Annotated in this window: 21 protein-coding genes and 1 riboswitch; of the genes, 6 read left to right on the plus strand and 15 right to left on the minus strand. The window is 68.7% G+C overall.

Features of this window, described 5'->3' with window-relative positions:
- Window positions 1–79: 79 nt before the first annotated feature.
- Window positions 80–1,444, plus strand: a complete 1,365-nt coding sequence (gene glmU, locus N792_RS10865; RefSeq protein WP_036195008.1) for a bifunctional UDP-N-acetylglucosamine diphosphorylase/glucosamine-1-phosphate N-acetyltransferase GlmU — start codon at window positions 80–82, stop codon at window positions 1,442–1,444.
- A gap of 96 nt (window positions 1,445–1,540) precedes the next feature.
- Here glmU and N792_RS10870 read toward each other — a convergent pair whose 3' ends face one another.
- The 6 genes from N792_RS10870 to N792_RS10895 all read right to left on the minus strand — a co-directional run bounded on the left by N792_RS10870 (window position 1,541) and on the right by N792_RS10895 (window position 9,056).
- A complete protein-coding gene (locus N792_RS10870) occupies window positions 1,541–2,872 on the minus strand; it encodes a sensor histidine kinase (protein ID WP_036195010.1) in 1,332 nt (443 codons plus the stop codon).
- 6 nt (window positions 2,873–2,878) lie between these two features.
- Window positions 2,879–4,234 carry a sigma-54-dependent transcriptional regulator gene (locus N792_RS10875; RefSeq protein WP_036195012.1) on the minus strand — a complete coding sequence of 452 codons (1,356 nt, stop codon included), beginning with the start codon at window positions 4,232–4,234 and terminating at the stop codon, window positions 2,879–2,881.
- A 78-nt stretch (window positions 4,235–4,312) separates the two neighbouring features.
- On the minus strand, window positions 4,313–5,539 hold the full coding sequence (locus N792_RS10880; protein WP_036195014.1) for an ABC transporter permease: 1,227 nt from the start codon (window positions 5,537–5,539) through the stop codon (window positions 4,313–4,315).
- Window positions 5,540–5,548: 9 nt separating this feature from the next.
- Window positions 5,549–6,859 carry an ABC transporter permease gene (locus N792_RS10885; protein ID WP_036195017.1) on the minus strand — a complete coding sequence of 437 codons (1,311 nt, stop codon included), beginning with the start codon at window positions 6,857–6,859 and terminating at the stop codon, window positions 5,549–5,551.
- Window positions 6,860–6,980: 121 nt separating this feature from the next.
- Complete coding sequence (locus N792_RS10890) at window positions 6,981–7,691, minus strand: ABC transporter ATP-binding protein (protein ID WP_036195019.1); 711 nt, start codon at window positions 7,689–7,691, stop codon at window positions 6,981–6,983.
- Window positions 7,692–7,772: 81 nt separating this feature from the next.
- Window positions 7,773–9,056 (minus strand): efflux RND transporter periplasmic adaptor subunit, encoded by a 1,284-nt coding sequence (locus N792_RS10895; protein WP_036195021.1) that lies wholly within the window; start codon window positions 9,054–9,056, stop codon window positions 7,773–7,775.
- 219 nt (window positions 9,057–9,275) lie between these two features.
- Between N792_RS10895 and glmS the strand changes: the two genes are divergently transcribed.
- Entirely contained in the window at window positions 9,276–11,105 is a 1,830-nt protein-coding gene (gene glmS, locus N792_RS10900; RefSeq protein WP_036195022.1) for a glutamine--fructose-6-phosphate transaminase (isomerizing), read from the plus strand.
- A 33-nt stretch (window positions 11,106–11,138) separates the two neighbouring features.
- Here the strand turns inward: glmS and N792_RS10905 are convergent, their stop codons facing one another.
- Window positions 11,139–12,803: an MFS transporter gene (locus N792_RS10905; protein ID WP_198025594.1), complete on the minus strand. Its 1,665-nt coding sequence runs from the start codon at window positions 12,801–12,803 to the stop codon at window positions 11,139–11,141.
- 346 nt (window positions 12,804–13,149) lie between these two features.
- Here N792_RS10905 and N792_RS10910 point away from each other — a divergent pair, with 346 nt between their 5' ends.
- On the plus strand, window positions 13,150–13,884 hold the full coding sequence (locus N792_RS10910; protein WP_036195026.1) for a TerC family protein: 735 nt from the start codon (window positions 13,150–13,152) through the stop codon (window positions 13,882–13,884).
- 6 nt (window positions 13,885–13,890) lie between these two features.
- On the opposite strand, the gene N792_RS10915 is transcribed toward N792_RS10910, so the two are convergent.
- Window positions 13,891–14,589 carry a DUF3592 domain-containing protein gene (locus tag N792_RS10915; protein WP_036195029.1) on the minus strand — a complete coding sequence of 233 codons (699 nt, stop codon included), beginning with the start codon at window positions 14,587–14,589 and terminating at the stop codon, window positions 13,891–13,893.
- Between the two features lie 318 nt (window positions 14,590–14,907).
- Window positions 14,908–15,150, plus strand: a riboswitch (cobalamin riboswitch).
- 147 nt (window positions 15,151–15,297) lie between these two features.
- Between N792_RS10915 and btuB the strand changes: the two genes are divergently transcribed.
- Complete coding sequence (gene btuB / locus N792_RS10920) at window positions 15,298–17,121, plus strand: TonB-dependent vitamin B12 receptor (RefSeq protein WP_084105727.1); 1,824 nt, start codon at window positions 15,298–15,300, stop codon at window positions 17,119–17,121.
- An 88-nt stretch (window positions 17,122–17,209) separates the two neighbouring features.
- Here btuB and N792_RS10925 read toward each other — a convergent pair whose 3' ends face one another.
- Window positions 17,210–17,563: a TfoX/Sxy family protein gene (locus N792_RS10925; protein ID WP_036195033.1), complete on the minus strand. Its 354-nt coding sequence runs from the start codon at window positions 17,561–17,563 to the stop codon at window positions 17,210–17,212.
- Entirely contained in the window at window positions 17,560–18,042 is a 483-nt protein-coding gene (locus tag N792_RS10930; protein ID WP_036195035.1) for a GAF domain-containing protein, read from the minus strand. Before N792_RS10930 ends, N792_RS10925 begins: the two co-directional genes overlap by 4 nt.
- A gap of 254 nt (window positions 18,043–18,296) precedes the next feature.
- On the opposite strand from N792_RS10930, the gene bioD reads away from it, so the two are divergent.
- Complete coding sequence (bioD, locus tag N792_RS10935; RefSeq protein ID WP_036195037.1) at window positions 18,297–19,001, plus strand: dethiobiotin synthase; 705 nt, start codon at window positions 18,297–18,299, stop codon at window positions 18,999–19,001.
- A gap of 75 nt (window positions 19,002–19,076) precedes the next feature.
- Here the strand turns inward: bioD and N792_RS10940 are convergent, their stop codons facing one another.
- Together N792_RS10940 and queD are read right to left on the minus strand one after the other, a co-directional pair.
- Window positions 19,077–19,514, minus strand: a complete 438-nt coding sequence (locus N792_RS10940) for a phasin family protein (protein ID WP_052103986.1) — start codon at window positions 19,512–19,514, stop codon at window positions 19,077–19,079.
- 147 nt (window positions 19,515–19,661) lie between these two features.
- On the minus strand, window positions 19,662–20,015 hold the full coding sequence (gene queD, locus N792_RS10945; protein ID WP_036195039.1) for a 6-carboxytetrahydropterin synthase QueD: 354 nt from the start codon (window positions 20,013–20,015) through the stop codon (window positions 19,662–19,664).
- A gap of 67 nt (window positions 20,016–20,082) precedes the next feature.
- Here queD and fnr point away from each other — a divergent pair, with 67 nt between their 5' ends.
- On the plus strand, window positions 20,083–20,859 hold the full coding sequence (fnr, locus tag N792_RS10950) for a fumarate/nitrate reduction transcriptional regulator Fnr (RefSeq protein WP_052103988.1): 777 nt from the start codon (window positions 20,083–20,085) through the stop codon (window positions 20,857–20,859).
- Window positions 20,860–20,995: 136 nt separating this feature from the next.
- Here fnr and N792_RS10955 read toward each other — a convergent pair whose 3' ends face one another.
- Genes N792_RS10955 through N792_RS10965 form a run of 3 tightly spaced genes read right to left on the minus strand, consistent with a single transcriptional unit; the run spans window position 20,996 to window position 24,596 of the window.
- On the minus strand, window positions 20,996–21,724 hold the full coding sequence (locus N792_RS10955) for a sulfite exporter TauE/SafE family protein (protein WP_036195041.1): 729 nt from the start codon (window positions 21,722–21,724) through the stop codon (window positions 20,996–20,998).
- A 2-nt stretch (window positions 21,725–21,726) separates the two neighbouring features.
- Window positions 21,727–22,113 carry a cbb3-type cytochrome oxidase assembly protein CcoS gene (gene ccoS, locus N792_RS14320; protein ID WP_084105729.1) on the minus strand — a complete coding sequence of 129 codons (387 nt, stop codon included), beginning with the start codon at window positions 22,111–22,113 and terminating at the stop codon, window positions 21,727–21,729.
- Window positions 22,110–24,596, minus strand: coding sequence for a heavy metal translocating P-type ATPase (locus N792_RS10965; RefSeq protein WP_036195044.1), 2,487 nt, complete (start codon window positions 24,594–24,596; stop codon window positions 22,110–22,112). Before N792_RS10965 ends, ccoS begins: the two co-directional genes overlap by 4 nt.
- Window positions 24,597–24,602: the final 6 nt, after the last annotated feature.

Raw genomic sequence — 24,602 nt, forward strand, 5'->3', positions numbered from 1 at the left:
GTCGCGGAGATGCGGATTGCCTCGGAGTTTCACGAACGACCTAGAATTGCCGTGTACTGCCTTTCCTATCGGAGTCCGCATGCCCGCACCCCTGCACGTCGTGATCCTCGCCGCCGGCGAAGGCAAGCGCATGAAATCCACAGTGCCCAAGGTGCTGCAGAAGATCGCTGGCGAGCCGATGCTCGGCCACGTCATCGCGACCGCGCGGGTGCTCGATCCGGCCGGCATCCACGTGGTGTTCGGGCACGGCGGCGAGCAGGTGCGCGAGGGGTTTTCCACGCAGCAGGATCTGCACTGGAGCGAGCAGGCCGACCGCCTCGGTACCGGCCACGCGCTGCAGCAGGCCATGCCGGCGGTGCCCCAGGACGCGCGTGTGCTGGTGTTGTACGGCGACGTGCCGTTGATCGCCGCGCAGACCCTGAAGCGGTTGCTCGCCGCGGACGGCCGCATCGCGGTCCTGGTCGCCGATCTGGACGATCCGACCGGTTATGGCCGCGTCCTGCGCGATGCCGAGGGCCGGGTCGCGCGCATCGTCGAGCACAAGGACGCCAGCGGCGAGCAGCGCGAGATCAAGACCGTCAACACCGGCATCCTGGTCGCCGACGGCGAGCCGTTGCGGCGCTGGCTGGACCATCTGGAAAACGACAACGCCCAGGGCGAGTACTACCTGACCGACGTGTTCGCGTCGGCCTCGGCGGAGTTCAACGCGGCGGAGATGGTCCACGTGCATGACGCGGTGGAGGTCGAGGGCGCCAACGACCCCTGGCAGCTTGCGCAACTGGAACGCGCCTACCAGCTGCGCGCTGCGCGGGAACTGTGTGCGTCCGGCGCTCGGCTGGCCGACCCGGCGCGGCTCGACGTGCGCGGTGAAGTGACGGTCGGCCACGATGTCGAGATCGACGTGAACGTGGTGCTGGAGGGCCGCGTGGTGCTCGGTGACGGAGTCCGGATCGGGCCGTTCTGCCGTCTGCGCAACGTCACCCTCGGCGCCGGCACCATCGTGCGCGCGCATTGCGACCTCGACGGCGCGGTGGTCGAGGGGGCCGCGACGATCGGCCCGTTCGCGCGCCTGCGCCCGGGCACCGTGCTCGCCGATGGCGCGCACGTGGGCAATTTCGTGGAGACCAAGAACACCCGCCTCGGCGTCAGCAGCAAGGCCAACCACCTGACCTACCTGGGCGATGCGGTGATCGGCAGCGGCGTCAACATCGGCGCCGGCACCATCACCTGCAATTACGACGGCGTGAACAAGTCGACGACGACGATTGAAGACGGCGCGTTCATCGGCTCCAACACCTCGCTGGTCGCGCCGGTGACGGTCGGCAAGGACGCGACCATCGCGGCCGGCTCGGTGATCACCCGGCCGGCGCCGGATGGCCAACTGAGCGTTGCCCGCTCCCGTCAGACGGTGGTGGAAGGCTGGCAGCGACCGAAGAAGAAATGACCTCTGTAGGAGCGGCTTCAGCGGCGACGGAAAGATGGTTCCCCGTGCCTGGCCCCGTGATCGCGGCTGACGCCGCTCCTACAGACAGATCGCGCGTTAATCCGGCAGCACCAGCGACACGCACAGTCCACCGCCTTCGCGGTTGAGCAGGGCGATGCGGCCGCCGTGGGCTTCGGCGATCTCGCGCGCGAGCGCCAGGCCCAGGCCGGTGCCGTGGCGCTTGGTCGAGTAGAACGGCAGCAACGCGTTGGCCAGCACGGCCTCGTTCATGCCCTGGCCGCGGTCGAGTACGTCGATGCGCCAGGCCTCGGGCATACGACGCAAGGACAGCTGAACATCCCCGGGCGCCGAGCCGGATTCGTGCGCGTTCTTGAGCAGGTTCAGCAGGCACTGTTCCAGCTGGGCCACGTCCAGGTGGGCGATGCCGTCGGTGCCAGCGTCCGCGGTGACGAAATCGATCTGGCTGCGCAGCTGCCCGATGAAGTGCGACCAGACGACCGGTTCGCGGCGGGGATTGGGCAGCTTGGCGAAGCGGGCGTAGTCGCGCAGGAAACCTTCCAGGTGGCGGGCCCGGTCCTCGATGGTGGCCAGCGCGGTTGGCAGTCGCTCGTGCTGGCCGCGCCGCAGCAGCTCCGCACCGGAGTGGGCGAGCGAGGCGATCGGCGCCAACGAGTTGTTGAGCTCGTGGCTGATGACGCGGATGACCTTCTTCCAGGTCTGCACTTCCTGCCGGCGCAGCTCGGCAGTCAGCACCCGCAGCAGCACGAGTTCGTGACGGCGGCCGTTGAGGCGGAACTGGCGCCGGCTCAGGTGGTAGATGTCCTCGCTGGCGTTGTCGAACTCGTCGTTGTCGTTGCCGACGGTGAACATCCCGTCGCCGCCGCGTTCCAGCGCGTCGCGCATTGCCTCGGGGGTCCGTGCCACCACCGTGTCGAATGACTGGCCCTCCAGCTTGCGGCCTTCGCCGAGCAGCTTGCGGGCCGCGAGGTTGGCGTGGACGATCCGCCGCGACGGGTCGACCAGCAGCATCGCCACCGGCGAGTTCTGCACCATCGTGTCGAGCAGCAACTCGCGCTCCACCAGTGCGAGCCGCTGCTCGCGCAGGGTGTCGCCGAGACGGTTGTGGGCCCGCACCAGCTCGCCCAGTTCGCCGTGCACGTCGGCGGACAGGCTGAAGTTGTAGTCGCCGTCGCGGTAGCTGGCGACGCTGCCGGCCAGGGCGCGGAACAGCGAGTTCATCGGCGCGAACACGCGCCGCACGTGGTAGATGAGCAGCGGCAGGTCGATGGCGAGCGCCGCCGCCCAGGCCATCCACAGTGGCGAAAACCAGTGCGTGAGCCACAGCGCCAGTGCGGTGACCCCGGCCACGTGCAGCAGCGCCAATGCGGTGAAGACGAGGCTGATCGGGAGTCGCCGTAGCCAGCTCATGGCGGGTCAGTCGCGCTTGATGCCGAGCCGGTCGAGGCGGCGGTACAGCGCCTGTCGCGACAGCCCCAGCTCGTTCGCGGCCTGCGCCAGCACGCCAGCGTTGCGTTCCAGCGCGGCTTCGATCTGGTCACGGTCGGGTTCCTCGGGAGCGATGGCTGCGCCGCCCGCGGATGGGCCTCGCGCCGTTGGCGGCGGCAGGCCGAGGTCGGTGGCGACGATGCGTTCGCCGCGGCCCAGCAGCGCGGCACGCTGCAGGGTGTTGCGCAGCTCGCGCACGTTGCCCGGCCAGGCGTGGGCGAGCAGCGCGCGTTCGGCGCCGGCATCGAGTTGCTTGCCTGGCGGCAGGAAATGCCGCGCCAGCGGCAGGATGTCATCGGGCCGGTCCGCCAGCGCGGGCAGTTTCAGCTCGATCGCGTTGAGCCGGTAGTACAGGTCCTCGCGGAAACGGCCGTCGGCGATCAGCGTCGGCAGGTCGGCATTGGTGGCGCTGATGATGCGCACCTTGACGCTGCGCTCGCGGTTGCCGCCGAGGCGTTCAAAACGGCCGGTTTCCAGTACCCGCAGCAGCTTCACCTGGCCGGCCGGGGACAGGGTGCCGACCTCGTCCAGGAACAAGGTGCCGCGATCGGCAGCTTCGAACTTGCCCTCGCGCGCGCGGGTCGCGCCGGTGTAGGCGCCAGCCTCGGCACCGAACAGTTCCGCCTCGATCAGCTCGCCCGGCAACGCGCCGCAGTTGAGCGCGATGAAAGGGCCGTCGTGCACCGCCGAATTGGCGTGCACGATCTCGGCGAACTTCTCCTTGCCGGTGCCGTTGGGGCCGGTGATCAGCACCGGCAGGTCGGAGCGCGCGACCTGGCAGGCCAGTGATAGCACGCGCTCGCTGGCGGGGTCGGCATAGACCAGTCCGCACAGGTCGTAGTCGCGTGCCAGCGCTTCGCGACGGCGCCGCTCGCCCTGGCGGAGGCGCCGCAGCTCGCGCCGCGCCTCCGACAGCTCCAGCAGGTTGTTGACTGTGGCGAGCAGCTTGCGGTCGTCCCAGGGCTTGGCGAGGTAATCGGCGGCGCCGGCCTTGACCAGATCGACCGCCGATTCCAGATGCGTCCACGCGGTCAGCAGGATCACCGGCAGGTCCGGATGGCGTTCGCGGATCTGGCCGAACAGCGCCATGCCTTCCGCGCCGGAGGTGGTGTCGGCGCGGAAGTTCATGTCCTGCACGACCAGATCGATGTCGCCTTCGGCCAGCGCCGCCAGCCCGTCCTCCGGGCTGGTCACCGCGCGGGTGTCGATGTCGTGCAGCGAAAACAGCACGTCCAGCGCAGTGGCGACCGCGGGGTTGTCGTCGATGACGAGGATGGTGGGCATGAAGGCTCGAAGTCGGAGGGTGTTGTTCCCTCTCCCGCCGGGAGAGGGACTCAGCGGTCACTCTAAACGCTGCCTGCTTCAGACACTGCGTGTTGCCACCGCCGGCGGTACCGCGGCGGCGCGTCGCGCGGGACCGAACACCGCGAGCTGGCCCAGCACCCACAGGGTGATTGCGCCGATGGGCAGGTAGATCGCGGGCAGGCGGGCCAGCTCGTAGTGCTGCATCAGCAGCTGGTTGATGCCGTAGGCCATCGCCATGCCGAGCGCGATGCCGACGCTGGCCAGCAGGAAGTTCTCGGTCTGGAAGTAGCGCAGGATCTGGCCGCGGGTCGCGCCCAGCGCACGGCGCACGCCGATCTGCTTGGTGCGCTGCTGCACCCAGAAGCTGGCCAGCCCGACAATGCCCAGCGCGGTCACCACCAGCAGGCCGATGCAGACCGCCACCAGCAGCCAGACCATCGCGCGGTCCTGGGCGTAGAACTTGTCGCGCAGGACTTCAAATGTCTCGTCCTTCAGCAGGATACGGTTCGGATTGATCTGGTCGAGCTTGTCGACGGCGGCCTTCAACACCTCGTCGCGGCGGTCTGGGTCGGTGCGCAGGACGTAATTGCTGCCGATGCTGTAGGGCACCCGGATCGGCATGATCATCGAGTCGTACAGCGTTGCCGGGCTGGCGTTGCCGGGCCGGATCAATGTCTCGATCACGCCCACCACCCGTTTCGGTTCCTTGCCGCTGGCGTAGATCGACTTGCCGATCGCACTCTCGCCGGGGAACAGCTTTTCGGCCATGGCCCGGGTGATGATGATCGCGGGGACGGTGGTCTTGGAGTCGGCCGCATTGATCGATTCCCAGTCCACGTATTCATCGTCGTTGAAGTCGCGCCCGGCCACCAGCTGCAATCCCAGTGCTTCCAGCAATTGCTCGTCGCCGAGATACATCGCCGCGTTCATGGTCGGGTTTTCCTGGTCGGGCGCCAGGTTGATCGACGTGTTCCAGGAAGAGTTGCCATACGGGATCTGGTTGGTCAGCGCGGCCGCCTTGACGCCGGGGATGGCTTGCAATGCGGCCACATCCTCGCGGCTGAGTGCTTCGGCATTGTCGTCACGGCCGATGCCGGTGAGCTGGATGCGGACGATCTCCGACTCGGCCACGCCGCTGGGGCGTTCGATGCGCTCGATGCGGGTACCGATCAGGAACACCGCGTTGCAGATGATCGCGCAGCTCAGCGCGATCTCCAGCACGATCAGCGCCGAGGCGGTCTTGTGGCGACGCAGGGTCGACAGGATGGGGCGGATATCAAACATGGCGGGGCCTCACTGGCTCTTGAGCTGGATGGCGGGCGTGACCTGGCAGGCGCGCCACGCCGGCAATACACCGGCGAGCAGGCTGGCGACGATCGCGAGCACGAAGGTGGTCAGCAGCATCAGCGGATCCAGCCGGGCCAGCTCGGCGTAGCTGGCGGGTTGCTGACGCACGGCCCACAACCCGAGCAACGCCAACCCGAGTCCCAGCACCCCGCCGGCCAGGCCCACCGTGCCGGCCTCGACCAGGCACTGGGCGAAGATCGCCCGGCGCGAAGCCCCGAGCGCTCGGCGCACGCCGATCTCGCTGGAGCGGCGCAGGAACTTGGCCAGCAGCAGGCCGACCGTGTTGACCAGGCACACCAGCAGGAAGCCGAACGCCAGCCAGGTCTGCAGGCGCACGTCGTTGGGCACCACGCCCTTGAAGTCCAGCCATTGCATGACATTGCGCAGGCGCACGTTGGTCGGGCGCTCGAAGCGGCCGGCGGCGCGCTGCTGGTCGGAGTAGTTTTCCAGGTAACGGCGGTAGTCGGCGGCCTTGGCCGGGCTGTCCAGCTGCACCCAGTACTGCAGCCAGGTGCAGGGCGCGTTGAGGCCGTACTGGCCTTCGTCGGTTTCGCGTGAATCGCCCCAGCAGTTCATGCTTCCGGCGTGGCCGAGCTTCAGGTCGCGCGAGGTCCAGAACGGCAGGAACACCTGCTCCAGATCCCCGAAACGGCTGGTGTTGAGATCGTAGAAACGCGGCGTCAGGCGCCAGTCGTCGACCACCCCGATCACCCGGAAGCTGGTCTGCTCCAGCCGGATCGTCTGGCCGACGCTGTTGCCGCCCTCGAACAGCTTGTCGTTGAGCGCCTTGGAGATCACCGCGACGCGATCGCGGGCCTGGTCCTGCGCCGCAGTCCAGCCGTTGCCGTAGGCGAAGGGCACGTCGAACATCGGGAAGAAGTCGCCGGTGGTGTAGCGCGCATCGGCGTTGAACGGCTTCAGGCCATCGCGCTGTGGTTCCACCGATACATTGCCGCCGGCCATGATCGCCTGGCGATCGCCCTTGGCATCGGCCTGCAGGGCTTCGGCGTCGAAGCGGGTGAGTTGCTCGTCGGGCTCCTCGCCGGGGACGTGGCCGCCTTTTCCGCCGGGGTCCAATTGCGGATAGAACAGCGTCTGGCTTTTGCCCGGCAGCGGATCGCCGGAGAGCACATGGAACACCGTCAACGTGGTCATGCTGGCGCCGATGCCCAGCGCGATCGCCAGCACCATCAGCGCGGTGAGGACCTTGTTGCGGCGGAAGCTGCGCAGGGCGAGGTCGAGATAGTAGCTGAACATGGCAATCCTTCGAAACAGATTCTGTAGGAGCGACGTAAGTCGTGATGGGTCTTGTCGGACAAGTTGTGGTCGCGACTTGCGTCGCTCCTGCAGCCGAAGTCCCAGCGGGATCTGAAAGGAATCAGGCGGACGCTTCGACCGGCTTGCGGACCAGCCCCGCCCCGGCCGCCATATCCGTCGCCATGCCATCGACTATGTGCACGTTGCGCTGCGCGCGCGCGGCCAGTTCCGGATCGTGGGTCACCATCACGATGGTGGTGCCTTCGGCGTTGATCTCCTCCAGCATCTCCATCACGCCGCGGGCCATCTGCGAGTCCAGGTTGCCGGTTGGCTCATCCGCCAGCAGCAGGCGCGGGCTGCCGGCCAGTGCACGCGCGATCGCCGCGCGCTGCTGCTGGCCGCCGGACAGTTCGGCCGGGTAATGCTTCATGCGCGAGCCCAGTCCGACCCGCGCCAGTGCGCTTTCGATGCGCTGCCTGCGGTCGGCCGCCGACATGCCGCGGTAGCGCAGCGGCACGTCGACGTTGTCGAACAGGTTGAGGTCGGGAATCAGGTTGAAGCTCTGGAAGATGAAGCCGATCTTGCGGTTGCGCAGCTTCGAGCGGGCGTCGTCGGACAACGTGCTGACATCCTCGCCGTCGAGCCGGTAGGTACCGCTGCTGAAGGTTTCCAGCAGGCCGGCGATGTTGAGGAAGGTGGTCTTGCCCGAACCCGACGGGCCGGTGACGGCGACGAACTCGCCTTCGCGCACGTGCAGGTCGAGCGCGCGCAGGGCGTGGGTCTCGACCAGTTCGGTGCGGTAGACCTTGGTGACGGCGTGCATCTGCAGCATGGGGAAACTCCGTGGTTTGCGGCGGCCGGTGGCCGGCCGTGAATGGGGATGTGGGTGAAGGCGCAGGCGGGGTGGCAGTGGCTACAGCCCGCTGATGCGGACCCGTTCGGCATCGCCGAACTGGTCCGCGCCGGAGACCACGACGCGGTCGCCGGGCGCAAGGCCTTCGACGACTTCCACCGCGCCGATGCTGCTGACGCCGGTCTGGATGCGCTTTCGGACCGCAATGTTGCCATCCATCACGTAGGCGAGGTTGCCGCTGCCTTGCTCCAGGAACGGGCCGCGCTCGACCATCAGCACGTCTTCGCGGGTGTCCAGCACGACGCGCGCGCGCATGCGCTGGTTCTGCCGCAGGCCGGGCGGTTGCTGGTCGGCAAAGCGCAGGCGCGCGGTGACCTCGCCGTTGACCACTTCCGGGGACACCGCCGACACCGTGGCCGGATACGGTTCGCCACCACCGCCGGTCAGTTGCGCCGACATGCCGATGGCCAGATCGCGGGCGAAGCTCTCCGGCACCTTGACCTCGACCTCGAACCGGGTCAGGTCGACCACGCCCAGCACCGGCGCGTTGGCGGCGACGTTCGCGCGCTGCTCGACCAGCACCTGGCCGACCTGGCCGTCGAACGGCGCGCGCAGGGTCAGCGCGTCCACCTGCCGCTGCAATTCGGTGACCACCGAGCGCTGGCGGTCGGCCAGCAACTGCTTGTTGCGGCTGTCGAGATTCGCGCCCTGGCCCTGCAGGGAAAACTCGCGGCGGGCGTGGATCAGCCCCAGATCGGCCTTCTTGAGCGCATCGTCGGCGCGCGCCACGTCGATCTGCGAGACCGCGCCGCCCTCGAAGCCCTTGCTGAAGCGCTGCAGGTCGCGCTCGGCCGCCTGGCGATCCACGCTGGCCTGGTCCAGCGCGCGTTGCGCCGCCGACAACGCGACCTGTGCGTCCAGCGCCGCGCGCCCGGCCTCGGCTTCCAGACTGGCCAGGGTGGCCTGCTCCTGCGCGAGCTGGCTGCGCAGCTCGGGACTGTCGATGACCGCCAGTTCCGTGCCCTGCTCCACCACGTCGCCGGCGACCACGTTGAGGCTGACCGTGCCGCCAGCAATCGCGTACAGGGTCGGGCTGTTGGCGGCGATCACGCGGCCGTCGGCGGAGATGTCGCGGACCAGGTCGCCGCGGGTCACCGTGGCCACGCGCACCCGCGCGGCATCGAAGGAGCGGCTGCCGGCACTCCAGCCCGACACCAGCCAGCCGGCCAGCAACAGCACGGCGACCCCGATCGCGCCGCCCAGCAGCCAGCGCCGACGTTTGCGCGCCTGCCCGGAAGTGGCGGCAACGGGTTGGTCCTGGCCGGAGGTGTCGCGGATGCTCATTCGGGTCTGCCCTGGGTATGTCGACGATCTATCAAGATAGTCAAAGCAGGTTCCATGCCAAACCCCAAGCGATTGATTTGAAAGAAAAACACTGCCAGCCGCCTGCGTCCGCCGGACGGTTCCGGGTGTCCGCGCGGACAGCCTGCCGGTCGGTCGTCCGGCCGGTGCGGGGTCGCCTTCCCGGCTAAACTGTCCGGCTTACCTGCAGGAGTTCTCGCCATGTGTGGAATCGTCGGTGCGATCGCGGATCGCGATGTGGTCCCGGTCCTGATCGAAGGCCTGAAGCGGCTGGAATACCGCGGCTACGATTCCGCCGGCATCGCCGTGATCAACGACCAGGAAGTGCGCCGCGTACGCCGCACCGGCCGCGTGGCGGAGATGGAAGGCGCGGCGCTGGCCGAGGGTTTCCAGGCCCAGCTCGGCATCGGCCACACCCGCTGGGCGACCCACGGCGGCGTGACCGAGGCCAACGCCCACCCGCACGTCAGCGCCGGCGTCGCGCTGGTGCACAACGGCATCATCGAGAACCACGACGAGCAGCGCGAAAAACTCATCGCGATGGGCTACGTGTTCGAGTCGCAGACCGATACCGAGGTCATCGCCCACCTGATCCATTCGCACCTGACCGAAGGCAAGGACCTGCTGCACGCGGTGCAGGCGGCGGTGCATGAGCTGCACGGCGCGTACGCGCTGGCGGTGGTGAGCCGCAAGGAGCCGGGTCGCCTGATCGCCGCGCGCATGGGCTGCCCGCTGCTGATCGGCCTGGGCGAGGGCGAGAACTTCATCGCCAGCGACGTCTCCGCGATCCTGCAGGCGACCCGCAAGGTGATCTTCCTGGAAGAGGGCGACACCGCCGAGATCACCCGCGACAGCGTCACGGTGTTCGGCCCGGACAACGCCCGGATCGAGCGCGAGGTGCACCTGTCGGACGTGTCGCTGGCGTCGCTGGAGCTCGGCCCGTACAGCCACTTCATGCAGAAGGAGATCCACGAGCAGCCGCGCGCGATCGCCGACACCATCGAGGGCGTGATCGACGCCGGCACCTTCTCCGCCGAGCTGTTCGGTGACGACGCGGCGGACGTGCTGGCCGGTATCGAGGGCGTGCAGATCCTCGCCTGCGGCACCAGCTACTACGCCGGCATGACCGCGCGCTACTGGATCGAGGCGATCGCCGGGCTGCCGTGCTCGGTGGAGATCGCCAGCGAATACCGCTACCGCGACGTGGTCGCCAACCCGAAGCACCTGATCATCACCCTGTCGCAGTCGGGCGAGACGCTGGACACGATGGAGGCGCTGAAATACGCCAAGTCGCTGGGCCAGGAGCGGACGCTGTCGATCTGCAACGTGCCCGAAAGCGCGATCCCGCGCGCCAGCCGGCTGGTCTGCTACACCCGCGCCGGTGCCGAGATCGGCGTTGCCTCGACCAAGGCGTTCACGACCCAGCTGGTCGCGCTGTTCACCCTGACCGCAACCCTGGCCAAGCTGCGCGGCCGCCTCGATGAAGCGCGCGAAGCCGAGTACCTCGACGCCCTGCGCCACCTGCCCGGCAGCGTGCAGCACGCGCTCAACCTGGAGCCGCAGATCACCGCCTGGTCGGAGCATTTCGCACCGAAGGAGCACGCGCTGTTCCTCGGCCGTGGCGTGCATTACCCGATCGCGCTGGAAGGCGCGCTCAAGCTCAAGGAAATCTCCTACATCCACGCCGAGGCCTACCCCGCCGGCGAGCTCAAGCACGGCCCGCTGGCGCTGGTGACCGACGCCATGCCGGTGGTGGTGATCGCCCCCAACGACAGCCTGCTGGAGAAGGTGAAATCCAACATGCAGGAAGTCCGCGCCCGCGGCGGCGAGCTGTTCGTGTTCACCGACGAGGAAAGCCAGTTCGGCCCCTCCGAAGGCGTCCACGTCATCCGCGCCCCCCGCCACGTCGGCGTGCTCTCGCCCGTGATCCACACCATCCCGGTGCAACTGCTCGCCTACCATGTCGCCCTGGCCCGCGGCACCGATGTGGACAAGCCGAGGAACCTGGCCAAGTCGGTGACGGTGGAGTAACCGGGCCCGGAAATTCTCCGCGCCTCAAGCGACCTACGATCCGCGGATGGTCTCGCTCACCGGCTCGGTGAGCGCCTGCGGGCCCGAGGTTGGCACAGCGTGCAGATCGCTGGGCTGGCGCTCGATCATCCGCCGCACCCGAGGCCCGTCGGGGCCGCAGTGCAGCGCGCGCAGCTGCGCCGGAATGGTCGCGTCGTCGTGGGTGAGACGGCTGTTGTGGCGGACGTAGTCAAGCCAGGTCGGGGTCAGGTAGCGCTCGATCCAGACCTGCGGATCGGCGAGATCGCGCAGCACACGCCAGTGGCGGGCGCCGTCGCGGCGCCGGATGCGTCGCCGCTCCGCCATCGCGCCAAGGAACGCCGGCACGTCCTCGTCGCGGATGCGGTATTCGATCGTGATCACCACCGGTCCGGTACGCGGCTGGATGGGCACGGCGGTGGCGGGCTCCTGCCAGTGGCTGAACGGATCCAGGTTGAGTTCGGTCAGCCGGGCCAGCGGACGCCAGAACCCCAGCAGCGCGCAGGCGAGCATGACCAGCGCTGCCGCCAGCAAGGACATGCGCACGTCGCCGTGGTCGGCCATGATCCCCCACAGCCAGCTGCCCAGCGCGATGCCGGCGAACGCCGCCATCTGGTACAGCGACAGCGCGCGCGCCACGACCCAGCGCGGCGTGGACAGCTGCACCGTCACGTTGAACGTCGACAACGCCAGCACCCACGACGCGCCGCCCAGCATCAGCGCCACCATCGTCAACAGCAGCCAGCTGCTCATGGCGGCAACCGCCGCGGCAATCGCGAAGGCGATGCAGGACCAGCGGACCAGGCCTTCGGTTGACAGCAGGTCGCGCAGGCGCGTGCTGCCCATCGCACCGGCGATCGCGCCCAGGCCGAATGCACCGAGTAGCAGGCCATAGGTCAGCGGTCCGCCCGCGACCAGGTCCCTGGCAACCAGCGGCATCAGTGCCATGACCGCGCTCGCGCCGGCGCCAAAGACGAAGGCGCGGCCGAGGACGGCGCGGATGGCGGGCGACATGACCACGTAGCGCACGCCCGCAGCCATCGCGCTGCCGAGCGCTTCGCGCGGCAGCAGCTGCGGATTCGGCGGCGGGCGCCAGCGCGCCAGCACCACGAGCAAAGCGACATAGCTGACGGCATTGATCCCGAACGCCGCCGCCGCGCCGGCAGCCGCAACGATCGCACCGCCAAGCGCCGGGCCGACGCTGCGCGCGATGTTGAAGCCCATGCTGTTGAGGGCGACGGCGCCCGGCAGTTCCGCCCGCGGCACCATGTCGCCGACCGAGGCCTGCCACGCCGGCGCATTGAATGCCGCGCCGCAGCCGATGAGAAAAGTAAAAAGCAGCAGCAGCCACGGCGTGATCAGGCCCGACCAGGCGCACAGCGCCAGCGCGACCGACACCAGCAACATGAACAGCTGCGCGCCGAACATCATCCTGCGGCGGTCGTAGTTGTCCGCCATGGCGCCCGCGACCAGCGAGAACAGCATGACCGGCAGGGCGACGGAGGCCTGCACCAGCGCGACCATGTCGGCTGACTTGGCGATCGAGATCATCAGCCAGGACGCGCCGACCGACTGGATCATGCCGCCGAAGTTCGAGGACGCACTGGCGAACCAGACCTGGCGGAAGATCGGATAGCGCATCGCCGACAGCGCCGAAGGACGCTGCGCTGGATCAGTCACGCGGTTGGGAGTGTGTGCCATCAGGAGCCTGACCGAAGGGAGCGGCGGCCATTGGGCCAGAATCTTCGTAGGACATGATGGGCATGGTACCGCCGGGCGTCGCCGACATTGGTATTCAACCCCCCAAAGCGCGTGCTAGTCTCCGCGCTCGAAGGGGAGTAGCTCCCGAACGCTGTACCCGTCAATACGAGCTTCGGCTCCGGCGCAGCGGCATGGCCTCCACGGCCATGCGAGCAAGACCTTCGCGAGTCACTGCATGGCACCGGTCACCACCGGTGTCGCGCAGCGGCGACCGACTGCGTGCTGGCATTCCGCCAGCAGGTCGGCAACGCGAAGGAAGCATCCGATGGAAACTCTCGCCAATCCCGAACTGTGGGTCGCGCTCGCCACGCTGACCGCGCTGGAACTCGTGCTCGGGATCGACAACATCATCTTCATCTCGATCCTGGCCGGGCGGCTGCCGGTCCACCAGCGCGACCGGGCGCGCAAGATCGGCATCCTGCTGGCCGCCGTTTCCCGGCTCCTGCTGCTGTTTACGATCGTCTGGATCATCGGTCTGACCGCGCCGTTGTTCAGTCTCCTCGGGCAGACGTTCTCGTGGCGCGACCTGATCCTGATCGGCGGTGGCCTGTTCCTGATCGCCAAGGCCACCCATGAAATCCACCAGAAGGTCGAAGGGGCATCGCAGCATGTCGTCTCGGCCGCGACCGCATCGTTCGCTGCCGTCCTGGCCCAGATCATGGTGCTCGACATCGTGTTCTCGCTGGACTCGATCATCACCGCCGTCGGTATGGTCGACGAGCGCTGGGTGATGGTGACCGCGATCGTGATCTCGATCGTCTTCATGCTGGCGTTTGCGCGCCCGATCAGCGAGTTCGTCGAACGCCACCCGACGGTCAAGATACTGGCGCTGAGCTTCCTGCTGATGATCGGCCTGGTGCTGATCGCCGACGGCTTCGGCGTGCATATCCCGAAGGGCTACGTGTACGCGGCCATGGCGTTCTCGGTGTTCGTCGAGCTGATCAACCTGTGGATCCGTCGCCGCGCCGGGGCGCCACAGGTCGGCGCGCCCGTGGCCTGACCGCCGCTACCCGAACCGCATCGCCATGAAGGCTTCCCTGGCGGCGCCGACGACACTTCCATCGTCTGCCTGGGTTGGCGGGCTGGTCTTGACCAGCTTCCGGCCGCGAAGGAACAGCTTGATGCCGAAGAAAATGGTGCCGGCGCGGATCAGGAACGTGACGGCGCCGATCACCAGAAGCAGCAGTCCCAGGCCCAGTCCGCCCCATCGGATCGCCTTCCGGGTGCCGAGCTCGAGCACTCCCCTGGAAGGTGCTGCGGCGAGGTAGTGGACATCGACCGGCTCACCGATGCTCCGGTTGCAGGTCCTGTCGGAGCCGAAGCCCGAGTTGACGGTGTAGTCCCTGCCGTCAACGGTGTAGCTGGCGTCGTAGGAGCAGGTCCTGCTGCCGTCGTCCTTGTCGACCCTCGGTGCTGATATGCGCGAGATGGAGCCCGCAACCACGGAGTCGACCTGCGGGACTTGCACGATGAAAAACGCGCCGGCCGCGATGGCCAGACCCATGATGGAAAGCACGAGCGCGCCGAAGATTCCCGCGCGGGATTTCGTTCTGTTGAAGGGGTTTTCCAGCCCGACCAAACCATCGGCCACCAGCAGCCCGCCGACGGCCTGGCAGACGCGGCCGGCGGTACGGGGATTTTCCCCCTCGTGCCTGCGGACGATGTCGCTGGCACCGGACTTGAGTCTTGCGATCTGCTTGAACATGGGAATCCTGCCCGGATCGGGCCGGTTGGCGATCAGGCGCTCGAAGGCCTGCCTGACAGCGTGGAAAATTGATGGCGCGGCGGATGTCCGCGTTCGGAAGTGATGTGGTTTGTCTGGTGGTCGTGCCGCCGTGTCGGTGGGTCTTCGGCGGGCCGGACTGTCCATCGCTGGCAGCCCGCTCACCAGTACACGAGCCCCGATGCGGGATCCGGACAGCGGCGGAGGCTGTCCCAACCCGGCTGGCTGCCGCGGCAGCGTTTCGCTGCAGTTGGGGCGCTTCCGGAACAGGTCCTTTGCCGCGGCGCCGGCCGATGGCGTAGACTTCGCCGGCTTTCAGGTGACCTGTGGACACTCCCGTCCGCAGGTTGAAACGGGAAGCCGGTGACCTCCATCACGTCCTCATGGACCGGGGATGGAGCATTCCGGCGCTGCCCCCGCAACGGTAAGCGAGACGAGTCGAAGCACGTCGCCACTGTGCACTGCACGGGAAGGCGCTTCGGCGGCAACGGCACGACCGTTGCGCTCGCGAGTCCGGAGACCGGCCTGGAAGTCGACTGGTTGCGACGCGGCGGGCGTTGCGGCGGCGTGCCGTCGTCCGCCCGGCATCTCCGCAGCTCTCCCGCCTTGTCCAACTCCCCTTTCTTGCCGGCGCGGGCGTGCGTCGGCGCCTGGAGTTTCCCGACAATGCCCCAGTTCCGCCTCCTTTCCATGGCCGTTGCACTGGCCCTTCCCGTGGCCGCGTTTGCGCAGAGTGGCAACACCGACACCGCCACCGACCTGGACCAGATCGTGGTCACCTCCACCCGCACCGCCATCGCGCTGGAAGACAGCATCGCGCCGACCCAGGTGATCGACCGCGCGACCATCGAGCGCAGCCAGGCAACTTCGCTGCAGGAGCTGCTGCAGGGCCGCGCCGGCATCAACCTGGTCAATTCCGGCGGCGCCGGCAAGCTGACCACGTTGTTCATGCGCGGCACCAACTCCGCCCACACGCTGGTGCTGATCGACGGCGTGCGGGTCAACCTGGCCGACTTCGCATTCGCCACCTTCCAGAACATTCCGGTCGAGCAGATCGAGCGCGTCGAGATCATGCGCGGGCCGGGTTCCAGCCTGTACGGATCGGAGGCGATCGGCGGGGTGATCCAGATCTTCACCCGCCGCGACCACGGCGCGTTCGCACCGCATTTCCAGCTTGGGGCCGGCAGCAACGGCCTGCGCGAGGCCAGCGGCGGGTTCGGCGGCAGCATCGGGCGTGGCTGGTTCGGTGCCGACGCGGGTTACCAGCGCACCGACGGCATCAATGCCTGCCGCGGATCTGCGACGTTGTTCCAGGGTTGCTACGCCGACGAGCCCGACCGCGACGGCTACCGCAACCACTCGCTCAACCTGCGCGGTGGCTACACCTTCAGCGACGCACTTAGCGTCGAGGCCAGCGCGCTGCGTACCGAGGGCGAGAACGAGTACGACGGCTTCTACAACTACTCCGAGATCATGCAGCAGGTGTTCAGCGGCAAGCTGCGCTACACCCCGAGCGAGCGCGTGGCGGTGACCGTCAACGCCGGCCGCAGCGACAACGAGTCCGACAACTACACCGGCGACGTCCACGCCAGCACCAACAACACCCACCGCGACACCGCCTCGGTGCAGGCCGATGTGACCGTCGCCAGCGGGCAGCTGCTCAGCGCCGGCGTGGACTGGTACCAGGACCACCTGGACAGCAGCACCGCCTACCTGGTCGACAGCCGCGAGAACACGGCGGTGTTCGTGCAATACCAGGGCACATTCGGCGCCCAGCAGTGGCAGGCGGGCGTGCGCAACGACGACAACGACCAGTTCGGCAACCACACCACCGGTTCGCTCGGCTGGGGCATGACGCTGGACAACGGGTTCCGGCTGTCGGCGAGTTACGGCACCGGCTTCAAGGCGCCCACCTTCAGCGATCTGTACGACCCGTGGAGCGGCGTGCCGGGCCTGAAGCCGGAAGAGTCCGAAAGCCTCAACCTGGGTCTGGCGCAGACCGCGGAAAACTGGAACTGGGCGCTGGACGTGTACGAGACCCGCATCGACGACCTGATCACCTACGACTCGACGACGTGGATGATGAGCCAGGTCGAGCGGGCGCGGATCCGCGGCGCGGAGTTCACCTTCAACACCACCGTCGCCGGTTGGGACCTGTCGACCCAGCTCAGCCACACCGATCCGCGCAACCGTTCCGCGGGTGTCCAGCACGACAACCTGCTCGCGCGCCGGGCCCGCAACACAGCGCGGGTGGATCTGGACCGCCGCTTCGGCGACTTCCGCTTCGGCACCACGCTTATCGCCGCCGGCGAGCGCTTCGACGATGCCGCCAACAACGTGCGCCTGGGCGGTTACGGCACGCTGGACCTGCGGGTGGAATACGCGCTCAGCCCGGCCTGGTCGCTGCAGGCACGGGCGAGCAACGTGCTGGACCACGACTACGAGACCGTGGCCTGGTACAACCAGCCCGGCCGCGAGTACGGACTGCGCCTGAAGTACCGCCCGGCGCATTGACGCGGCCGGGTTGGAAACAGTGATTGATTGAAACGACAACGCCCCTGGACCGGGGCGTTGTTGCTGGTGCGCGGGCAGACGGTTGCGGCTACCCGTCCGCGACGTCATCCGGCCGTGGCGCGACGGTGTCGGCGGTCAGCACGGTGACGGTGACCGGCCCGGCTGGCGGCTTGTTCCGCGGTGCTGGCAACTGGTCGATGGCCTCGTTCGCGGCGGCGGCCAGCTCGTTGCGGCGGTGCTCGGGAACGTCCTGCCAGTGGCAATCCAGCAGCGCGCCCTCGATCGAATAGAGCAGGTTCAAGGTCGGCCGGAAGCCCGCGCGCTTGACCCGCATGAACGCCTCGACCGGGCCGACCTGGGCCAGTTCATGGCGGCTGCGCAGACCGACCTGGCGCAACCAGGCGGTGGATTTCGGGCCGATGTTGCGCAGTTTTTCCTTCATTCCAGTGACTCCAGGAAGATCTGCGCGATCGCTTCCATGCCGCGCTGGTCGTCGGCATCGAAACGGTCGAGCTGCGGACTGTCGACATCCAACACGCCGATCAGTTCGTCGCCGCGTACCAGCGGCACCACGATCTCCGAGCGGGACGCCGAGTCGCAGGCGATGTGGCCGGGGAATGCGTTGACGTCGGCGACCCGCTGGGTCTGCCGGGTGGACGCGGCCGCGCCGCAGACGCCCTTGTCGAGCGGGATGCGCACACAGGCCGGCTGGCCCTGGAACGGCCCGACCACCAGTTCGCGGCCGTCGAAGAAATAGAACCCGACCCAGTTCAGCGCCGGCAACGCGTGGTAGACCAGCGCCGACAGGTTGGCCGCGTTGGCGATCCGGTCGCGCTCGCCGGCGAGCAGGGCGCGGAGCTGGGCGGCCAGGTCCGCGTATTGTTCCGGCTTGCTGCCGGACAGCACGGTTGAAGTGAACATCGGGCCAGTCTAGCAGCGCCGGTCCGGGCGGGTCGGACAACGCCGGCATCGCCGGGCCGGGCTTTGCAAGGCCGGACTGGGTCGGCTCGGGCGGGGCACCGGTCGAGTGGCTCAGGTCCGGTGGCGGTCAGATGGGGCCGGGTTCATATCGGCCGGATACAGCGGTCTCGACACGGCCGGCAGTGGGTCAGGCCAGGCGCTGATCCGGCGGCTTCTGGTCAGGCCAGCTCCATGTCAAGCATTACCATGCCCGCATGGATATCCGCGGTTTCTATGTGACCGGCACTGATACCGGGGTCGGCAAATCGGTGGCCAGCGCGAGCCTGCTGCATGCGCTGCGCGCGCGCGGCCGGCGCGCAGTCGGGATGAAGCCGGTTGCGAGCGGTTGCGAGTACATCGACGGCGCCTGGCGCAACGAGGATGCGCTGCTGTTGCAGGCGGCCAGCGAGCCGCGGCCGGCGTATGCCGACATCAACCCGTATGCGTTGCGTTCGCCGGTCGCACCCGAGCTGGCGCTGCGCGAGGACGGGGTCGAACTGGGCTTCGACCGGATCCTGGCCGCGCACGCGCGACTGGCGGCACAGGCCGACACGGTGGTGGTCGAAGGCGTCGGTGGCTGGGCCGCGCCCTTGTCGGTGCACCATGACCAGCTCGATCTGGTGCGCGCGCTGGATCTGCCGGTGGTGCTGGTGGTCGGCCTGCGGCTGGGCTGCATCAACCACGCACGGCTGAGCGTGCGGGCCATCCAGGCCGACGGCGTGCGGCTGCTGGGCTGGATCGCCAACGAGGTGGACCCGGCGATGGCCCGCATCGACGACAACGTCCAGATATTGCGTGATCGCCTGCCGGTGCCGTGTTGGGGCCGGCTGCCTTACCGGCCCCGGCACGACCCGGCCGAACTGGCCAGTTGCCTGCACTTGCCGGATGCCGGATTGACGGAGCGGCAGTCGCCGGCCTGAGCGCAGGCAACAAAAAACCCGGAAGCCTGCGCTTCCGGGTTTCGTGTTCCGGCCGTGGCTGGAGAGAGAGACGGTTTACTTGGCCTTGGCAGCCTTGGTCGCGCCCTTGGCAAACGACTCGGCCTTCTCGGTCACGCTCTTGGCGACCTGCTCGGCGTTGGCCTGGGTGGTCTTTACCGCGGCTTCGAGCTGCGACTTGGCGATATCGCCGATCTGCTCATTGGCCTTGGTGGTGCGGCCGATGACTTCCTGGCCGACGGCGACGCCGCGCTCGACGTTCTCGCGGGCGACCTGCACGCCCTTCGGCCAGATCTTCTTCAGGCCGTCGGCGTCGCGCACTTCGGCGAACTCGCCCAGGAACGCGAAGGTGGCATTGGCGCGGTCTTCGATCGCGGCCAACTGCAGGCCGAACAGGGCCTCGGTGTTTTCGATGGCGAGACGGTTGACCTGTGCCGCGGCTTCCGCGAACTGACGCGTGGCGACGGCGAACTGCTCGTTGAATTGCTGGTACATGACGGGAGTCTCCTGCTTGCGTCGACAAGAGATTTGTCGATTTGTGCGGTGCAGCATAATCCCGATTATGTTGCGATGCAACAACAGGTGCTCTGTCAGGTGGAATCCGTTCAGCTTCGGCGGCGACCGGCTCGCCCGGCCGCGCGATCAACCCCGGTAACGGCAGCCTGACGTGCAGGTCTCGTGCACCACGACCTCGCTCAGCAACGGCAACGTAGGTTTCAGGCGCTCCCAGATCCACATCGCGATGCGCTCGCTGGTGGGGTTGTCGAGGCCCTCGATGTCATTGAGGTAGTTGTGGTCGAGCTGCTCGTACAGCGGGCGGAAAGCCGCCTTGATGTCGGCGAAATCGACCACCCAGCCGGTGTCCGCGCCGGGTTCGCCCTCCAGGTGGATCTCGACCCGGAACGAATGCCCGTGCAGGCGGGCGCACTTGTGCCCTGGCGGGACGTTCGGCAGCCGGTGGGCGGCCTCGAGGGTGAAGATCTTGAAAATATTCATCCACGCATTGTATCGCCGCCCGAACCGGTATCACGTTCCGGCCCCGGGCATGGCACGATGACGCCCCATGAACACTTCTGCCGCGGCTTCGTCCGTCATCGACCTTGCCTCCCTGCGCCGGGGCTGCGCGCAGTGCTCGCTGCGGCAGTTGTGCCTGCCGGCGGAGATCGGGCCGGTGGACCTGCAGCAGCTTGACGAGATCGTCCGCCGCCGGCGTCCGGTGGAGCGCGGTGAGTGGCTGTTCCGCACCGGCGACCGGCTGGGCTCGGTGTATGTGGCCCGCGACGGCGCGTTCAAGACCGTCAGCACCACCGAGGATGGGGATGCGCAGGTGGTGGGTTTCCATCTGCCGGGCGAACTGATCGGGCTGGATGCGCTGGGGACCGGTACGCACCGCTGCGATGCGGTGGCGTTGACCACCGCGAATGTCTGCGAAGTGCCGTTCGAGCAGCTCACCACGATCGCCGCGCAATTGCCGAGCCTGCAGCAACAGCTGATGCGGGTGATCGGCCAGAGCGTCGGCCGCGACCAGGACCACCTGGAGATGCTGGTGCGCCGCCAGGCCAACGAGCGCATCGCGTTGTTCCTGCACGGCCTGGGCGAGCGGCTGAGCAATATCGGCCAGTGCGGCAACAAGTTCCGGTTGCCGATGGGCCGGCAGGACATCGCCGATTTCCTGGGCCTGGCGCTGGAAACCGTCAGCCGCGGCTTTACCCGCCTGCAGGACGACGGTGTGATCGTGGTGCTCGGTCGCAGCGTGGAGATCGTCGATGTCGCCGAACTGCACCGCCTCGCGCACGGCTGCGAGCCACCGGCGCCGGCCGCGCAAGCGCGGCAGCGATAGGGCTGCGACTCGACGGGTTGAAGATACAAGGGCGCAATAAGCCGCCCTGGCGGTGCATTGCGCCGGGGTCCGGTGCGGCGTGCAGGTCCGCGGCGCAATACGCCTCCGGCTATGGCGCCCTACAGATCCGGTGGATTCACATTGACCGCGGCAGGCAGCCCAGCGCGGCCAGCAGGCCGTGCATCGCCGGCACCTGCATCAGCCACGGCGATGCCAGTGTCAGCAGGCCCGCCGCGAGCACGAGCAAGCCCGCACCCAGCCGCCAGCCGCCGCGCTGCAGGCGCTGGCCCAGCCGCGCGCCCGACCAGGTCAGCGACACCATCAGCGGCAGGGTCCCGAGCCCGAATGCGGCCATGGTCAGCGCACCGTTGCGCGTGTCGGCCTGCAGCCAGGCGGCGGCGAGCATGGTGGTGCTGAGTCCGCACGGCATCCAGCCCCACAACATCCCCAGTCCGATCCGTTTTGCGCTGGTGTTGGCCGGCAGCAGGCGGCGTTGCAGCGGTCGCAGTCTTGCCCACAGCGCGCCGGTGCCCGGCCCGGACAGGAAGGCGAGCCGGCCCTTGCGATCCAGCAGGCGCACGGCGACCACCACCAGCACCAGTCCGACCGCCGCGCGCAGGCCCATGGCGAGCCAGTCCAGCCGGGCCAGGTCGAGGATGCCGTGGCCGATGCCGCCGGCGATCGCGCCGGCCGCGGTGTAGCCCAGTACGCGGCCCAGGTTCGGTTCGATCGCGTATTTCCAGCTGGCGCGCGGGCCCATCGCCGAGAACCCGGTGGCGATGCCGCCGCACATCGCCGCGCAATGCACGCCGCCCATCAGGCCGGTCAGCAGCGCCGCGCCGAGGGTGAGCCAGTCCAGCGGCATGCTCAGCCGTCGCGCCCGTCGCGGGACGGGGTCTGCGCGGCATCCAGTGGTTTGCTGCCGGTCTCCGTCTCACCGCTCGTGTCAGTGCCGGTGGAGGTCGCCGCCGGAGTCGGGTCGGCCGGAGTCGAGTCGGCTGGTGTCGTGGCGGAGGCGGGCCTGTCGAGCGGCACCGCCGGGGAAGCCTGGCCCGGACCGGTCGTGGGGCTGTCGCCGGTCGCCGGCGTGGACGGGGCGCGCACCGGCCGGTCGTGTTCATCCTCGCGCAGGATGTCCAGCGCGGGCGTGTCCAGGTCCTCGAACTGGCCGCGCCTGACCGCCCAGACGAACGCCCAGGCCGCGAGGATCAGGGCCGCCATGCTGACCGGGATGAGAAACAGCAGGATGTTCATGGGTGGGCGCTCGCGGTGGCGGAAGTGGTGGCTGCGGGCGCCGAAGGGGCCGTGGTCGCCCGCACACGGGTGAGGCGCAGCGCGTTGGCGGTCACGATCAGCGATGACAGCGCCATGCCGAGCGCGGCGATCCATGGCGTCACCAGGCCGGCCGCGGCCAGCGGCAATGCCAGCAGGTTGTAGCCCAGTGCCCAGCCGATGTTCTGCCGGATCACCCGGCGGGTGCGGCGGGCGACCGCGATCGCCTCGGGCACGCGCGTCAGCGAACGCCCGGTCAGCACCAGGTCGGCGGCGCGCTGGGCAAGGGCGGCGCCTTCGCCGATCGCCAGCGACACGTCGGCACCGGCCAGCACCGGCGCATCGTTGAGGCCGTCGCCGACCATCGCCACGATGCGCCCGCGCTGCTGCAGCCCGCGCGCGTACGCGAGCTTGTCTTCCGGGCTTTGCCGCGCGTGCGAATCCTCGATGCCGACCTGGTGCGCGAAACGTTCCACGGCCTGGGCGGCATCGCCGCTGGACAGGTGCACCGCCAGTCCCTGCGCGCGGAGCGCGTCGACCGCCGCGCGGGCATCGGGGCGCTGGGATTCGGCCAGCTGGAAGCACGCGACGCCACGCCAGCCGTCATCGGGATGGTGGTCGCCGAGCCAGATCCGGCCATCATCGACGGCTTCGGCGGCGAAACCGGCCTGGCCCAGTCGCCAGTGCCGCCCCTCGACATCGCCCTGGATGCCCTGGCCGGGCACCGCGAGCACGTCGCGGGCGGGCGGCGGGTTGTCGATCTTCGCGAACGCGGCCGCGATCGGGTGGCCGCTGTCGCGTTCCAGTGCGGCGGCGATACGCAACGCCTGGTCGGACGTGAAGTCGCCGAAAGTCTCCACGTCGGCGATCACCGGGCGGCCGTCGCTGAGGGTGCCGGTCTTGTCGAACACGACGTCGGTCGCGTCGGCAAGCCGGTCCAGCGCGTTCTCGCGCACCGCCAGCACGCCCAGCCGCGCCAGTGCGCCATGGGCCGCCGCAAGCGCGGTGGGCACGGCCAGCGACAGCGCGCAGGGGCAGCTGATCACCAGCAGGGCGAGGGTGACCTCGAACGCGCGCGAAGGGTCGTGGGCGCGCCAGCCGAAATACACCGCGACCGTCGCCAGCAGCAGCCCGCTGACGAAGTAGTGGGCAATGCGCTCGGCCGCGCGCGCCAGAGCTGGCCGCTGCGCCTGCGCCTGTTCGACCAGCCGCGCCAGTTGCGACAGCCGGGTCGCGCTGCCGGTCTCGGTGACGCGCAATCTTGCGGGCTGTTCGCGGCAGACGGTGCCGGCGTACACGCGGTCGCCGGCGGCCTTGTCGACCGGGCTGGATTCGCCGGTCAGCAGGGCTTCCTCGAACCGGGCCTGGCCGTCGACCAGCTCGCCGTCGGCCGGCACCACCTCGCCGACCGCGACGCAGGCGAGATCCCCGACCAGCAGGGCAGACAGCGGGATCGACTCGCGGCTTCCGTCGGCCAGCTCGCGGGTCGCGAACGCCGGCCGCGCCCGCGCCAGTGCATCGACCTGCGCGTTGGCGATGTTGCGTGCGCGCTGCTCCAGCAGCCGCGCGATCGACAGCAGGAACACGAACATCACCGCCGCGTCGTACCAGACGTGCTCGCTGCCGCGGATGGTGCCGACCACGCTGGCGAAGTAGGCCAGCAGGGTCGAGCCGGCGATCAGGGTGTCCATGCCGAGCTGGCGATGGCGCAGCTCGCGCCAGGCACCGGTGATGAACGGCCAGCCGGCGTAGAACACCACCGGGGTGGAGACCAGGAAGGTCAGCCAGCGGAAGAAGTCGCGGGTCGGCACCGGCATCGAGCCGGTGGTGTCCAGGTACAGCGAGCCGGCCAGCATCATCGCCTGCATCGCGCCCATCCCGGCGACGCCGACCCGGATCAGGTCGCGGTTGCGCTGGCGCCGCCTGGCGCTTTCACGCGCTTCGCCGCTGGCCAGATAGGGCCGGTAGCCGAGCGTCACCAGCCGTTGCAGCGGTCGCGACAGGGTGGTTTCGGCCGGGTTCCAGGCCAGCCGGATACGGCCGGTGACGGCGTTCGCGCCGGCCTCCAGCACGCCGGGTTCGCGCGCCAGCACGCGGTCGATCAGCCACGCGCAGGCAGCGCAGCGCATGCCGTCGGTGAGCAGGGTGATTTCGCGGCCGCCGTCGATGTCGTGGGCGTGTTCGGCCAGCAACTCGTCGCGGTCCCACACGGCCAGGTCGACCGGCTCCGGGTCGACGCGGCCGGCGTGTTCGCTGCGCAGGCGGTAGTAGTCGCCCAGGTCGGCCTCGCGGATCCACTGTGCGGCGGCCGCGCACCCGTCGCAGCAGAAGGCGCGTACCGCACCGTCCAGCTCGACCCGCGCCGGCGTCGCGGGCAGGGCCTCGCCGCAGTGATGGCAACCGCCGGTGTCGGCGAGCAGCGCATCGGGGTGTGCGGCCACGCCGGAGGTCAGCGCCACGCTCATCGCATG

It is taken from the genome of Lysobacter concretionis Ko07 = DSM 16239 (genome assembly GCF_000768345.1).
In the GTDB taxonomy this organism is placed as follows: Bacteria; Pseudomonadota; Gammaproteobacteria; order Xanthomonadales; family Xanthomonadaceae; genus Novilysobacter; species Novilysobacter concretionis.